The organism is Shinella sp. (assembly GCF_049651085.1).
Classification (GTDB): Bacteria; Pseudomonadota; Alphaproteobacteria; order Rhizobiales; family Rhizobiaceae; genus Shinella.
The window spans coordinates 91,783-105,165 of sequence record NZ_JBASBL010000033.1 but is presented as its reverse complement, the minus strand read 5'-3'; the positions used below and the strand labels follow the sequence as shown (position 1 = coordinate 105,165).

The window sequence follows — 13,383 nt, the reverse complement described above, 5'->3', positions numbered from 1 at the left end:
CAGGGGCATGCCGCCGCTGCCAGCCACGCAGGCCGCTGGCTTCATCTCATCGGCTTCCGCGGCGGCGCAGCTGGTCGAAATAGACGATGACGATGATCAGCAGGCCCGTGATGATGCGCTGCCAGAACGAGTTGATGTTGAGCAGGTTCGCGCCGTTGTTGATGGTCGCCAGGATGAAGGCGCCGAGCAGCGGGCCGTGCACCGAGCCGACCGCGCCGAACAGGCTGGTGCCGCCGATGACCGAGGAGGCGATCGCCTGAAGCTCCCAGCCCTCCGCCTGCGTCGCATTGCCGATGCCGATGCGCGAGGCGAGCAGCAGGCCGACGAAGGCGGCGCAGGTGGCCGAGAGGATATAGGCGAGATAGATGGTGCGGTTGACGTTGACGCCGGAAAGCCGCGCCGCCTCGCTGTTCGAGCCGACCGCGAAGAGATAGCGGCCGAAGCGAGAGAGGTGCAGGAAGACGAAAGCCGGGATCGCCACCAGCACGACCATCCAGAACAGGCTCGGCACGCCGAGGAAATCTGCGCGCGAGAAATTCGTGAACCCCTCATGGCTGATGGAGATGGTCGAACCGTTGGTGATGAGAAGGCCGATGCCGCGAAGCGAGGTGAGCGTTGCAAGCGTGATGATGAAGGGCGGCAGGCCCATGCGCACGATGCCGAAACCATGGAAGGCGCCGATGGCGACGCCGATCAGCAGCGTCAGGATGATCGCGATCCAGAGCGGCACGCCCGCCTGGAGCAAGCCTGCGATGACGACAGTGGTGAACCCGACGATGGCGCCGACGGAAAGATCGATGCCGGCGGTGATGATGACAAAGGTCTGGCCGACCGCGAGGATCGCCGTCATCGCGCCCTGACGCAGGAGGTTGCTGATATTGTTGGGCGTCCAGAAGGCATGGGTGGACAGGCCGAGGGCGAGCCACAAAGCCAGCAGCAGCCCGAGCAGCGTCAGCCCCAGCAGGATGTTCGTGCCCCTCTTCGGTGCCGGTGCGCTTTCCGTTGTCGTCTCCACGCTCATGCTTCTTCTCCCTTTTGTCGCGTGACGTTCAGATGCCGATGGCCTGGGTCAGGACGTCCTCATGGGTGGCCGCCCGGTGGTCGTGGCTGGCGACAAGCCGGCCGCCGCGGAAGACATGCAGCCGGTCGGCAAGCTCGTAGACTTCCGGCAGGTAGGACGAGATGAGGACGATGCCGGCGCCCTGCTTGAGAAGTTCACCGAACAGGCGGTAGATTTCCGCCTTGGTGCCGACGTCGACGCCGACGGTCGGCTCGTCGAAGATGAAGAGCCGTGCGCCATGGCTCAGCCACTTGCCGATGACGATCTTCTGCTGGTTGCCGCCGGACATGGCGGAAGCAAGCACGCGGCGCGACGGTGTCTTGATGCTGAGATTGCGGATCTGCCGGTCGGCGTTGGCCGCCTCGTCGCCCTTGCGGATCACCAGGCCCGAACTCAACTGCCTGAAGACCGGCAGGTTGATGTTGAGGCCGATCGGCAGGTTGAGGCACAGGCCCTGGTCGCGGCGGCTTTCCGGCGCTAGCGCGATGCCGAGATCCATCGCCTTGCGCTCGTTGCGGATATCGACCTTCTTACCGTCCCAGAAGATTTCCCCGGCGGAAAGCGGCTGGCGGCCATACAGACCAAGCGCGAATTCGCTGCGGCCGGCGCCGATAAGGCCGTACAGGCCGACGATCTGCCCGGCGCGCACGCTCAGCGACACATCCTCGAAGCCCGGCCCCGACAGGCCGCGCGTCTCCATGATGACATTGCCGATCGGCACCTTTTCCTTGTGGTAGATCTGCTCGATCGTGCGGTTGATCATCAACGCGATCAGCTCGTTCTCGTTGGTCTCGCTTATCAGGCGCGTGCCGACATGGGTGCCGTCGCGCAGAACGGAGACGCGATCGGCCAGCTCGAAGACCTCTTCCATGCGGTGGCTGATATAGACGATGGTCACGCCCTGATCGCGTAGCCGGCGAATGAGCCGGAAGAGCTGGGCGGATTCCTGACGCGTCAGATAGGCCGTCGGCTCGTCGAAGATGAGGAAGCGGATGCCGCGCATGGCGGCCTTGGCGGTGGCGACCAGCTGCTGCTGGCCGATGGTAAGGATGCCGAGCCTTGCGGCGGCGGGAAGCTGGAAGCCGAGATCGTCCAGCACGGCCTGCGCGGCGCGCTCCATGGCGCCCTTGCGCATCAGGCCGTAGCGGTTCATCTCGTCGCCGAGGAACATGTTCGCCGCCACCGAAAGATGCGGGCAGAGCACGACCTCCTGGTGCACCGCGTTGATGCCGCGCGAAATGGCTTCGTTCGGCGTTGCGAGCTGCACCGGCCTGCCGCACCAGAACACCTCGCCGGCCGTGCGGCGGATGACGCCCGTCAGCAATTTGATCAGCGTGGATTTTCCCGCGCCGTTCTCGCCGACAATGGCGTGGATTTCGCCGGCCAGAAAGGTGATCGTCGCCGGTTTCAGCGCCTCGACGAGCCCGTATTTCTTCTGAAGTCCCCGCAATTCGAGAATAGGCGCGCCGTGCGGCACCGCATCGGATTCGGCGAGCTTCGCCTCGTCTTCGTGCCGATGGCTCAGCTCTTCAAGGCTGCTCATCGCTCTGTCCTCCCTGACGTCAAGCGCAAGTCGTTTTCGCCCGGATCATGCTATCCGGGCGAAACAGGCCAGATCGATCAGTTGACCTTCGGGTTGAGCAGGGCGTCGATCTTCGGATCGGCCATGTTGTCCTTGGTCACGAGGTTCGCGCCGGTATCGACAAGCGCCTCGACCTTCTCGCCCTTGGAGACGGCGAGCGCGGTCTTGATGCCGTCATAGCCCATGCGGTAGGGGTCCTGCACGACGAGGCCGGCCAGAACGCCCTCCTTGAGGAAGCCGACGGTCTTTTCATCGCTGTCAAAGCCGATGACCTTGATCTTGTCGCTAAGCTTGTTTTCCGCGATCGCCTGGCCGACGCCCTGCGCCATGATGAGGTTCGAGGCGAAGACGCCGACGAGATCGGGATTGGCGGTGATGAGGTCGGTCATGATGTTGAGGCCGGTGGACGCCTGGCCGTCCGCGTACTTGTCGGCAACCACCTTGAAGCCGGGATATTTCGTGGCCATCTGGTCGAGGAAGCCTTCACGCCGCTGTTCGAGCGAGCCGGCGCCCGGCGTGTTGGTAATGATCGCGATCTCGCCCTCTTCCTTGCCCGTTGCCGCCTTGACGGCGGCCGCCAGACCATCGGCGGCGATGCGCCCGCCCTGGGTGTTGTCGGTCGTCAGGAAGGAGGTGAAGGATTTGGAATCGGCGCCCGAATCGATGCCGATGATCGGTACGGACTTGGCCGCTTCATCGACGGGCTTGCCGAGCGCCTTGAATTCCGTTGGTGCGATGACAACGGCGGCCGGGCTGCCGGCAACGGCATTTTCAAGGATGCTGATCTGGCCGTTCACATCCGTTTCGGCCTGCGCGCCGAGTTCCGGCACGCTGACGCCGAGGTCCTTGCCGGCGGCGCGCGCGCCCGCAAGCACGATCTGCCAGTAGAAGGACGTGGTGTCCTTGACGATGATGGGAATGGTGACGTCCTGCGCGAAGGACGCGGCAGGGGTCATGGTGGCGAGGACTGCGGCACCCGCGAGCGCCGTGAAGGCGCGACGGGTAAGAATCGATCTTACAATGCTCATCAGTATTCTCCTCTCGATGCTTCCCGTCCTCCTTCGGGATCGTGTTGCAGGAAGCGAACAACTCGATCTTTTATAGATAAAAAACATTTATCAGGTGACGCTATACCCGCTTCCACCACTTGGCAAGCGGCGAATTCCCTCCAAAACAGCGGCGTCTCCAGGCATTGCTGTCCATCGCCCCCGTCCTCCCAAACGGCCGCGACCGGGCGCTAGGCCCGGAAGACCTCATGCGGGTGCACGACACCCTTTTTCAGAATGATATTGCCATAGAGGCGCAATTCCGTCGTAGCCACGATGCAGGCGGCCTTGCGCGCCATTGCGTAGAAGGCAAAGCGCTCCACCGTCCGCACGGTGAAATCCCCGGCGAGACGGTGCACCAGATCCTGGAACGTCGCGCAGATTTCCGGCACCGCTTCCGGGTCGCCGACCACCTCCATGCGCCAGGCGGCATCGGGCGCGAACGTGTCGAGCGGCATATGCGTCAGGATCGCCTCGGTGATCGCGACGGCATCGACGCCGTCCGCCCGGATGACCTTCGGCCCGAGAGAGCTCGAGGGAAAATTCGCGTCGGCGACAACGATATCGTCGCCGTGCCCCATGGTCCTGATCGCGTGCAGGAGATCGGGGCCGAGCAGTGGATGAATACCTTTCAACATGGCTTTTCGACCCTCCCCGATCGAAGCCTATTGCCTGATGGCGTCGATCCCAAGTTCCGGCGCCACCAGCGTATATGGGTCGAAAGCCGGATAAATATTCCCGGGCAACACCATGCGGGCAAGCGCCATGTTCCGGCGCAGGCTCTCCGGTTTCGCCGTACCGGTAAGGACCGATGCGACTGCCGGATGCTGCAGCGGGAATTGCAGGGCGGGCGCGGCAAGCGGCAGGCCCCTTTGCTGCGCGGCCTCCATCATCGCGCCGACCTTGCCGGCGATCTCCGGCGTGGCGGGCATATAGTCGAAATGCGCGCCCTCGACCGGGCCGGTGGCAAGGATGCCGGAATTGAAGACGCCGCCGACAACCAGCGACGTGCCCTTCCTCTCGCAAAGCGGCAGCAGTTGCGCCACGGCAGACCGGTCCAGCAACGTATAGCGCCCGGCCAGCAGGATGCAGTCGAGATCAGCCCGCCCCAGCACATCGAGGCAGACGGGCACCTCGTTCACCCCGAGCCCGAAGGCCTTGATCGTTCCCGAGGACTTGAGCTCGCAAAGCGCCTTCAGGCCGGAATCGAGCAACTGGCGGAGATAGACGGCATTGCGCGCTGCACCATGGGTATAGACGCCGATATCGTGCACATAGAGAATATCGATCCGGTTCAGCCCAAGCCGGGCATAGCTCAGCTCGACGCAGCGCATGATGCCGTCATAACTGTAGTCGTAGCGGGCATCGAAGGGCAGCGGATCGACGAAGCCGTAGTCCGGGACCTTGTCATCCGGCACCGGCATCATCACGCGCCCGACCTTGGTGGAAAGCACATAGCTTGCCTTCGGCTTGTCACGCAGAAAATCGCCGACATGGCGTTCCGCGCGGCCGAAGCCGTACCAGGGCGCGGTATCGTAGTAACGAAGGCCCTCTTCCCAGGCGGCGTCGAGGGTCGCCATGGCGATATCCCGCGGACAGGCGCGATAGAGCCCGCCGAGCGGCGCCGTACCGAAACTGTATTCGGTCACGGCAAGGTCCGTCTTCCCGATCATCCGCGTCTTCATGCATCCCCCGGCTGGAGTCCTCACACAGACCTGTGTCCTGTCGATATTGGATCATAGGCGGGAGGAAGCGACGGGGAGCGTGTCGGCGGGGCGCTCAGAAAGCGATCCGGTTCTTCACCCATTCAGCCAACCGGACACGCGACCCAAGAACCGAAAGCACCATGCGCAGGCAGAATACCGTCTTCAAGCACGCCGTCAATCGTTGCGTAGGCTGCTGGGCGGACACCCGGCCAGCCCTCGCGAGCTGGAGCTTGCCCGGCGGTCAGTAACCGCCGCCGGACTTTTCTGCTGCCTCCTCGCCGAGGAAGCGGCGGCGAAGGCCGTCGACCGCTGAAACGAGGCAGTTGACATCGGTGCCGATCGCCATGAAATCCGCTCCGAGATCACGGTAGATTTCGGCCTGCGGCAGCGAGACGGTCATGATGCCGCGCGCCTTGCCATGGGCTTTGGTACGCGCGAAAGCATGCGTGATGGCCGCCAGAACCTCCGGCGCGCCGGGATTGCCGAGATGGCCCATGTCGGCGGCTAAATCCGACGGGCCAATGAAGATGCCGTCGACACCCTCGACCGCCGCGATCGCGTCGATCGCCGCAAGGCCCGCCCGGTTCTCCACCTGCACGATAAGGCAGATCTCGTCATTGGCGGTCGTGATGTAGTCCGGCGTGCGGTTGAAATCACTCGCCCGGCCGAGGCCGGCGCCGACACCGCGAATGCCGTGCGGCGGGTAACGGACGGCGCGCACCAGCGCTTCGGCCTGCTCTGCCGATTCGACCATCGGAATGAGGAAGGTCTGCGCCCCCTGATCGAGCAACTGCTTCAGGATCCAGGCCTCGCCCATTGGCGGGCGCACCATGGCATGGGTTTGCGAATGGCGCAGCGCGCCGACCTGCGCGCTCATCAGCGGCATGTCGTTCGGGCCATGTTCACCGTCGATCAGAAGCCAGTCGTAACCGCTGGTGGACAGGATTTCCGCCGCATAGGCGCTGCCCAGCGCCACCCAGAGGCCAAGCTGGAACCGGCCTTCGCGAAGCGAAGCCTTGAACATGTTTTTCGGTGCTGCCACGATTTTCCCTCTCCGAATCCAGAATCCGGCCGGACGGTGCCGGCCGGGTCTTCATGCGTCGTTGCTCAGGCGATGCCGCCGAGGCAGACATATTTCATCTCGGTGAATTCCTCGATGCCATAGCGCGAACCCTCGCGGCCGAGACCGGAGAGCTTGACGCCGCCGAAGGGTGCTTCCGCCGTCGAGATCAGCCCGGTATTGACGCCCACCATGCCATATTCCAGTGCCTCGGCGACGCGGAAGACGCGCGCCAGATCCTTGGCGTAGAAATAGGAAGCGAGGCCGAATTCCGTGTCGTTCGCCTGGGCGATGACGTCGTCCTCATCCGTGAAGCGGAAGAGCGGCGCGACGGGGCCGAAGGTTTCCTCCCGCGCAACCGCCATGTCCGGCGTCACGTCGGCAATGACGGTCGCCTCATAGAAGGTGCCGCCGAGCGCATGGCGCTTGCCGCCCTGCACGACGCGGCCACCCTTCCGCAGTGCGTCGTTGACGTGTTCCTCGACTTTTTCCAGCGCCGCCGTATCGATCAGCGGGCCAAGCACCACACCTTCGTCGAAACCGTTGCCGGTCTTCAGCTTGCCGACGGCGGCGGCGAGCTTTTCCGAAAAGGCGTCATAGACGGCGTCCTGCACGTAGATGCGATTGGCGCAGACGCAGGTCTGGCCGTTGTTGCGGAATTTCGCGATCAGCGCGCCCTCGACGGCCGCATCGAGATCGGCATCGTCGAAGACAATGAAGGGCGCATTGCCGCCAAGCTCGAGGCCGAGCTTCTTGATGGTCGGCGCGCACTGCTTGTAGAGCTCGGCGCCGATTTCCGTCGAACCGGTGAAGGTCAGCTTGCGCACGGTCGGGTTGGCGGTCATTTCCGCGCCGATCTCGCGGGCCGAGCCGGTAATGACGGAGAAGAGGCCGGCGGGAAGACCCGCACGCTCGGCAAGGAGGGCGATGGCGATGGCCGAGAACGGCGTCTGCGAAGCGGGCTTCAGAACCATGGCGCAGCCGGCGGCAAAGGCCGGACCGGCCTTGCGGGTGATCATGGCATTCGGGAAGTTCCAGGGCGTGATGGCCGCGACAACGCCGATCGGCTGCTTCATCACGAGAAGGCGCTTGTCCTTCTGATGGCCGGGAATGATATCGCCATAGAGGCGGCGGGCCTCTTCGGCGAACCATTCGACGAAGCTTGCGCCATAGACGATCTCGCCGGTGGCTTCCGCCAGCGGCTTTCCCTGTTCCATGGTGAGGATGCGGCCGAGATCGTCCTTGTTCTCGATCATCAGCTCGAACCATTTGCGCAGCACGGCCGAGCGTTCCTTGGCGGTCCGTGCGGCCCAGCCCTTCTGTGCGCTCGCTGCCGCGTCGATCGCTTCCTTCGTTTCCTTCGCACCGAGCTTGGGAACATAGCCGACAAGCTCGCCCGTCGCCGGGTTCTTCACGGCAATGCCGGTCGATGCCTCCGCTTCGATCCAGCGGGTGCCCACCAGGGCTGCCTGCCGTAGCAGGCTGGGGTCTTTGAGGCTCATCGGATATCTCCCATTTTTCGCGATGCCGTCTGATATCGTGTCGCAAGGGTTATATTGCGTCAGCCACCCATTCGACAATGCGACAGAGCGGTGATTATACCGCTTCGCGGCGGACGTGGGTGGGGCTAAGGTCGGCCCCGCAGATTCTGAAATTCGAGGCTTGCAATGACCCACCCTACCGGCCGCTCGGCGGACCATGCCATAGATCCCATCTTCCTCGACCGCTGGTCGCCCCGCGCCTTTACCGGTGAGGCCATGCCACAGGAAACGCTTCTTTCGCTGTTCGAGGCAGCTCGTTGGGCGCCTTCGGCCGCCAACGGCCAGCCCTGGCGCTTCATCTACGGCCACCATGGCACGGCGGCGTTCGAGGCGATCTACAACACGCTGGACGAAGGCAACCGGCGCTGGGCCGACAAGGCCTCCGTCCTGGCTGTCATCGTCTCGCAAACCCACCGCAAGAGTGCCGATGGCGAGATGCGGCCCTCCTATACCCATGCCTTCGATACGGGAGTGGCCTGGGCCTATCTTGCGCTCCAGGCAACCCGCGCAGGCTACCACGCCCACGGCATGGGCGGCATCGATCGCGCGAAGGCCTGTGAGGTGCTGGGCATTCCGGAAGGTTTTCGCGTCGAAGCGGGCCTTGCCATCGGCAGGATCGCGGGTAAGGAAACGTTGCCGGAGGATCTCATGAAGCGCGAGGTGCCGAGCACGCGCAAGCCCGTGGCCGAATTCGTCACCGAAGGCCGCTTCGCCTCGTAACCCGGCTCATGAATTGAAAGAGCCGCCTTGCGGCGGCTCTTATCGTCAGATGTCGAGGTTTGCGACGTTCAGCGCGTTTTCCTGGATGAAGTCGCGGCGCGGCTCCACCTCGTCGCCCATGAGGCGGGAGAACAGACCGTCCGCATCGGTCGCGTCCGGAACCCGCACCTGCAGCAGGGAGCGGACGTTCGGATCGAGCGTCGTTTCCCAGAGCTGTTCGGCGTTCATTTCGCCCAGCCCCTTGTAGCGCTGCATGGAAAGGCCCTTGCGGCCGGCCGCGAAGACCGCATCGAGCAACGCCCGCGGGCCGTTGATTTCGATCTGGCCATCCTTGCGGCGCAGCACCGGCGGCACCGAATAGGTTTCCTGGAAGCGCTCCGAAAGCTGGTCCATATAACGGGCATCGGACGAGCCGATCAGCGCCATGTCGATATGGGCGAACTCCTTGACGCCGCGCACCATGCGCTCGAAATGGAGACCTCCGTCGGCAGCGACAGACCCTTCCCAGCCGCGCTCCGTCTCCTCGGCAATGAGGTCGAGGCGGCGTGCCACTTCCTGCGCCTTTGCGGCGAAGCCCTCGCGGTCATGGCTGAGTTCGAGGTTCAGCGCGCCGGCAATCGCCGCCTGCTCGATGATCGAGCGGCTGTAGCGCGAATGCAGGCCGTCGAGCAATGCGCGCAGGCGCAGGGCGTCCTGGATCAGCTCGAGGATATCCTGGCCGGCACGAACCTCGCCCGAGCTCAGCTCCAGCGTCGCATCGTCGAGGCCCGAATTGATCAGGTAGTCTTCCAGTGCCTTCTCGTTCTTCAGGTACTGGCTCGATTTGCCGCGTGCCACCTTATAGAGCGGCGGCTGGGCGATGTAGATATGACCGCGCTCGATCAGCTCCGGCATCTGCCGGAAGAAGAAGGTGAGCAGCAGGGTGCGGATATGGGCGCCGTCCACGTCGGCGTCCGTCATGATGATGATCTTGTGGTAGCGCAGCTTGTCGGCGTTGAACTCGTCCTTGCCGATCGAGGTGCCGAGCGCCGTGATCAGCGTGCCGATTTCCTGGCTGGAAAGCATCTTGTCGAAACGCGCGCGTTCGACATTGAGGATCTTTCCGCGCAGCGGCAGGATGGCCTGGTTCTCGCGCGAGCGGCCCTGCTTGGCCGAGCCGCCGGCCGAATCGCCCTCGACGAGGAAGACTTCGGACTTTGCGGGATCGCGCTCCGAGCAGTCTGCCAGCTTGCCGGGCAGCGACGAAATATCGAGCGCGCCCTTGCGCCGCGTCAGTTCGCGCGCCTTGCGCGCCGCTTCACGGGCAGCGGCAGCCTCGACGACCTTGCCGATGAGGGTCTTTGCATCCGCCGGATGCTCTTCCATCCAGATGCCGAGCGCTTCGTTGACGAGGCTTTCGACAACGGGGCGGACTTCCGAGGATACCAGCTTGTCCTTGGTCTGCGAGGAGAACTTCGGATCGGGCACCTTGACCGAAACGACGGCGGTGAGGCCTTCGCGGCAGTCATCGCCCGTCAGCGAGACCTTCTCCTTCTTCATGATGCCGGAGCTGTCGGCATAGGAGACGACCTGGCGCGTCAGCGCGCCGCGAAAACCCGCCATATGGGTGCCGCCGTCGCGCTGCGGGATGTTGTTGGTGAAGCAGAGCACGTTCTCGTGGTAGCTGTCGTTCCACCACATGGCGACTTCGACGGTGATGCCGTCCTTCTCGCCGCGGATGGCAATCGGCTTGTCGACGAGCGGCTTCTTGGCGCGGTCGAGATAGGTGACGAAGGCTTCAAGACCGCCCTCGTACATCAGCTCGTCCTGCTTGACGTCCGAATGGCGGCGGTCCGTGAGTAGAATGCGCACGCCGGAATTGAGAAAGGCGAGTTCGCGCAGGCGGTGTTCCAGCGTCGAATAGACGAAAGCGATGTTGGTGAAGGTTTCCGGCGACGGCAGGAAGGTCACCTCCGTGCCGGTCTCGTCGCCGCATTCACCGGTTACGGCCAGCGGGCCATTGGCAACGCCGTGGGAGAAACTCATCTCGTGGATCTTGCCGTTGCGGCGGATCTTCAGCTTGAGCAGAACGGAAAGCGCATTCACCACCGAGACGCCGACGCCGTGCAGGCCGCCCGAGACCTTGTAGGAGTTCTGGTCGAATTTACCACCGGCATGGAGCTGGGTCATGATGACCTCGGCTGCGGAAACGCCCTCTTCCTTGTGGATGTCGGTCGGAATGCCGCGACCGTTGTCGGTCACCGTGACGGAACCATCCGCATTGAGCGTGACCGTCACGATATCCGCATGGCCGGCCAGCGCCTCATCGATCGCATTGTCGACGACTTCGTAGACCATGTGATGCAGACCTGAACCGTCATCGGTGTCGCCGATATACATGCCGGGGCGCTTTCGCACCGCGTCAAGCCCCTTGAGGACCTTGATCGAATCTGCGCCATACTCGGCCGGGCCGTTGTCGGTCTCGGGTGTGTCAGTCATTCAAAAGTCTTTCCAGAGTTCTCGCGAAAGGCGGGGAAAGCAGGGGCGAATCACGGCTTTCCGGATTCTATGAATATAGGGATTTTGCCCTGAAGTTCCAAATCAGAGACCGTGCAAACACGACAGAATTCAGGGGATCAACGGGGTTTTACCCGCGAATTGCACGCTTTTTCGAGAATGCCCGCAAGACGGCGCACCGTCTCGGGCGGCAGGTTGCCGATTTCGGCCGAAAGCCGGTTGGCAAGGGCCGTATATTCCGGCGGCAGGCCGGCCGTATCGACCACCACACGCGGATCGGAAATCTGGGCGATGCGGAAGAGTTCCTCTGCCTCGTCCCAGATGACATTGAAATAGCCGGCGACGCGCTGGAGAAAATCGAAGCTCGGCATGCCGCGCTTGCCGTGCTCCAGCGCCGAAAGATAAGCAGGACTGACACCAAGCGCCTCGGCCATCGCCTTCTGCGAGACGCCCTTGCGATCGCGCAGATGCCGAACCGCCTTGCCGAAGGGTGTCGTCATGACCTGTCTCCGGGATGGCGGGCGAGCCGGACATAGAGCGCGCCCTCCCCGCCATGGTTCCGCGCCGCCGGCTCGTAGGAAGAGATCAGCGGACGAAATTCCGGCAGCGAGAACCACAGCGGCACCGCCCGCTTCAGCGCGCCGTCGCTGCCAAAGGACGCGCCCTTGCCGGTAATGACCAGCACATGCCGCAGGCCGCGCTCATGCGCCTTGATGAGGAAGCCGAGCAGGAAGCCGTGCGCGTCGCTCTGGATCATGCCGTGCAGGTCGATGCGGGCCTCGAGCGCCAGGCGGCCCTTGGCGATCTTGCGCTTGACCGGACGCTCCAGCGGATGATGCCGGGTTTCCTTGCCCCGGCTTGCGGTGAGCGCGATATCTTCAGTCGGCTTTTTGGCGACCTTGGGCTTTTCCGGCGCCGGCGCCTTCTGCTCCTCGACCTTTTCAGCGAAAACAGCCTCGAATTCGGTCAAGGCGTCGAGCTTGCCGGGCATCGCCCGCGTGCTGCGGGCAACCTTGCCCCACAGGATGCGGTCTTCGCTGGAGAGCGTCTTATCCCTTGGCATGGAGGTAGCGCTCCGCTGCCGCCCTGGGGACGAGGATATGGAAGGTCGCGGCATTGCGCACATGGCCGGCCAGCGCGCCCGCAGCGTCGCCCGAGCCGGTGAAAATATCGCCGCGCGCCGGGCCGACGATCGCCGTGCCCGTATCGAGCGCCAGCATCAGGCGGCCAAACGGCTTGCCGCCGTCCATATGGGTGAGGCTGTCCGAGGCGATGAAGAAGGGCAGGCCGAACGTGTGGATCATCCGGTCGACCGCCAGCGAGCGGCCGGGAACGAGCGGCACCTTGGCCGCGGCGATCGGGCCGAGCGCGCTATCGGCGACCGGCGCTTCCTTGAAGAAGATGAAGGAGCGGTTGTGCCAGAGGACATCGTCGACCGCCGCTTCATGGCGCGCAAGCCAGTCGCGGATCGACGCCATGGAAACGGTCTCCGCATCGATCTCGCCGCGGTCGATCAGGAGCTTGCCGATCGGCGAGAAGGGATGGCCGGTCTTTCCGGCATAGGTGATGCGTTTCATCGAGCGGTCGGGATAGACGAGCCGCGCCGCGCCCTGGACATGGGCGAAGAACACGTCGACCTTCGAGCGGGCATAGGCGATCTCAAGCCCGCGGCCGTTCAGGTAGCCGCGTTCGACTTCGCCGCGATCCGGGTGCTCGACGATGACGCCGTCCTTCTGCAGCCCGAAGGCATAGCCCGCCGGCAGGCCAGCGGGGCGATTGCTGTCGTCGATATCGATAAGGTCGGCCGGCCGGCGATAGAAGGGATAGCAATAGTCCGCATCCGGCTCGGCCTTCACCGCCACTTCCGGCTCGTAGAAGGCCGTGACGAAGCCGGCCGATCGATCCGCCTTCTCGATGAGAAAGGGCACGCACTGCGCCTCGAAGAAGGCGCGCACCGCCGCTGCGCCCTCGGGCCTTTGCGCCGCCGCCGCATCCAGAAGCGCCAAAAGCTCGCCGGCGGTGATGCCGAGCGAGCCTGTCTTGTAGGGTTTGACGGTACGGATATGATCGCGACAGCGGCTCATCGCCGCCAGCAGGGGTGTCGGGTCGTCCTCGTCCCAGCCGGGAAGCGCCGAAAACCGGGCCGGAACCAGACGGTAATCCATGATTGGC

Annotated in this window: 12 protein-coding genes; 1 reads left to right on the top strand and 11 read right to left on the bottom strand. The window is 63.9% G+C overall.

The features are described 5' to 3' along the window. Positions 1 to 46: 46 nt before the first annotated feature. The 7 genes from WA950_RS22875 to gabD all read right to left on the bottom strand — a co-directional run bounded on the left by WA950_RS22875 (position 47) and on the right by gabD (position 7,956). A complete protein-coding gene (locus WA950_RS22875; RefSeq protein ID WP_424554046.1) occupies positions 47 to 1,021 on the bottom strand; it encodes an ABC transporter permease in 975 nt (324 codons plus the stop codon). 28 nt (positions 1,022 to 1,049) lie between these two features. Continuing rightward, on the bottom strand, positions 1,050 to 2,603 hold the full coding sequence (locus tag WA950_RS22870; RefSeq protein WP_424554045.1) for a sugar ABC transporter ATP-binding protein: 1,554 nt from the start codon (positions 2,601 to 2,603) through the stop codon (positions 1,050 to 1,052). A gap of 77 nt (positions 2,604 to 2,680) precedes the next feature. Beyond that, the gene (locus WA950_RS22865) at positions 2,681 to 3,670 is read right to left on the bottom strand and encodes an ABC transporter substrate-binding protein (RefSeq protein ID WP_424554044.1); all 990 of its coding nucleotides are present in this window, start codon (positions 3,668 to 3,670) and stop codon (positions 2,681 to 2,683) included. A 209-nt stretch (positions 3,671 to 3,879) separates the two neighbouring features. After that, complete coding sequence (locus tag WA950_RS22860; protein WP_424554043.1) at positions 3,880 to 4,326, bottom strand: RbsD/FucU family protein; 447 nt, start codon at positions 4,324 to 4,326, stop codon at positions 3,880 to 3,882. A gap of 27 nt (positions 4,327 to 4,353) precedes the next feature. Beyond that, positions 4,354 to 5,373, bottom strand: a complete 1,020-nt coding sequence (locus WA950_RS22855) for an aldo/keto reductase (RefSeq protein ID WP_424554042.1) — start codon at positions 5,371 to 5,373, stop codon at positions 4,354 to 4,356. A 262-nt stretch (positions 5,374 to 5,635) separates the two neighbouring features. After that, positions 5,636 to 6,436 carry an aldolase/citrate lyase family protein gene (locus tag WA950_RS22850; protein ID WP_424554041.1) on the bottom strand — a complete coding sequence of 267 codons (801 nt, stop codon included), beginning with the start codon at positions 6,434 to 6,436 and terminating at the stop codon, positions 5,636 to 5,638. Between the two features lie 65 nt (positions 6,437 to 6,501). Beyond that, complete coding sequence (gene gabD / locus WA950_RS22845) at positions 6,502 to 7,956, bottom strand: NADP-dependent succinate-semialdehyde dehydrogenase (protein ID WP_424554040.1); 1,455 nt, start codon at positions 7,954 to 7,956, stop codon at positions 6,502 to 6,504. A 165-nt stretch (positions 7,957 to 8,121) separates the two neighbouring features. Between gabD and WA950_RS22840 the strand changes: the two genes are divergently transcribed. Further along, complete coding sequence (locus WA950_RS22840) at positions 8,122 to 8,715, top strand: nitroreductase family protein (protein ID WP_424554039.1); 594 nt, start codon at positions 8,122 to 8,124, stop codon at positions 8,713 to 8,715. A 45-nt stretch (positions 8,716 to 8,760) separates the two neighbouring features. Here the strand turns inward: WA950_RS22840 and gyrB are convergent, their stop codons facing one another. The 4 genes from gyrB to WA950_RS22820 all read right to left on the bottom strand — a co-directional run bounded on the left by gyrB (position 8,761) and on the right by WA950_RS22820 (position 13,376). Next, positions 8,761 to 11,193, bottom strand: coding sequence for a DNA topoisomerase (ATP-hydrolyzing) subunit B (gene gyrB, locus WA950_RS22835; RefSeq protein ID WP_424554038.1), 2,433 nt, complete (start codon positions 11,191 to 11,193; stop codon positions 8,761 to 8,763). Positions 11,194 to 11,330: 137 nt separating this feature from the next. Next, positions 11,331 to 11,711 carry a helix-turn-helix domain-containing protein gene (locus WA950_RS22830; RefSeq protein ID WP_424554037.1) on the bottom strand — a complete coding sequence of 127 codons (381 nt, stop codon included), beginning with the start codon at positions 11,709 to 11,711 and terminating at the stop codon, positions 11,331 to 11,333. After that, positions 11,708 to 12,274, bottom strand: coding sequence for a Smr/MutS family protein (locus WA950_RS22825; protein ID WP_424554036.1), 567 nt, complete (start codon positions 12,272 to 12,274; stop codon positions 11,708 to 11,710). The genes WA950_RS22830 and WA950_RS22825 overlap by 4 nt, the downstream gene beginning before the upstream one ends. Beyond that, positions 12,261 to 13,376 (bottom strand): murein transglycosylase A, encoded by a 1,116-nt coding sequence (locus WA950_RS22820; protein ID WP_424554035.1) that lies wholly within the window; start codon positions 13,374 to 13,376, stop codon positions 12,261 to 12,263. The genes WA950_RS22825 and WA950_RS22820 overlap by 14 nt, the downstream gene beginning before the upstream one ends. Positions 13,377 to 13,383: the final 7 nt, after the last annotated feature.

Excerpts from the sequence above, each read along its gene's own strand:
- WA950_RS22875 (WP_424554046.1), bottom strand. The coding sequence starts at position 1,021 with ATGAGCGTGGAGACGACAACGGAAAGCGCACCGGCACCGAAGAGGGGC.
- WA950_RS22870 (WP_424554045.1), bottom strand. The coding sequence starts at position 2,603 with ATGAGCAGCCTTGAAGAGCTGAGCCATCGGCACGAAGACGAGGCGAAG.
- WA950_RS22865 (WP_424554044.1), bottom strand. The coding sequence starts at position 3,670 with ATGAGCATTGTAAGATCGATTCTTACCCGTCGCGCCTTCACGGCGCTC.
- WA950_RS22860 (WP_424554043.1), bottom strand. The coding sequence starts at position 4,326 with ATGTTGAAAGGTATTCATCCACTGCTCGGCCCCGATCTCCTGCACGCG.
- WA950_RS22855 (WP_424554042.1), bottom strand. The coding sequence starts at position 5,373 with ATGAAGACGCGGATGATCGGGAAGACGGACCTTGCCGTGACCGAATAC.
- gabD (WP_424554040.1), bottom strand. The coding sequence starts at position 7,956 with ATGAGCCTCAAAGACCCCAGCCTGCTACGGCAGGCAGCCCTGGTGGGC.
- WA950_RS22840 (WP_424554039.1), top strand. The coding sequence starts at position 8,122 with ATGACCCACCCTACCGGCCGCTCGGCGGACCATGCCATAGATCCCATC.
- gyrB (WP_424554038.1), bottom strand. The coding sequence starts at position 11,193 with ATGACTGACACACCCGAGACCGACAACGGCCCGGCCGAGTATGGCGCA.
- WA950_RS22830 (WP_424554037.1), bottom strand. The coding sequence starts at position 11,711 with ATGACGACACCCTTCGGCAAGGCGGTTCGGCATCTGCGCGATCGCAAG.
- WA950_RS22825 (WP_424554036.1), bottom strand. The coding sequence starts at position 12,274 with ATGCCAAGGGATAAGACGCTCTCCAGCGAAGACCGCATCCTGTGGGGC.
- WA950_RS22820 (WP_424554035.1), bottom strand. The coding sequence starts at position 13,376 with ATGGATTACCGTCTGGTTCCGGCCCGGTTTTCGGCGCTTCCCGGCTGG.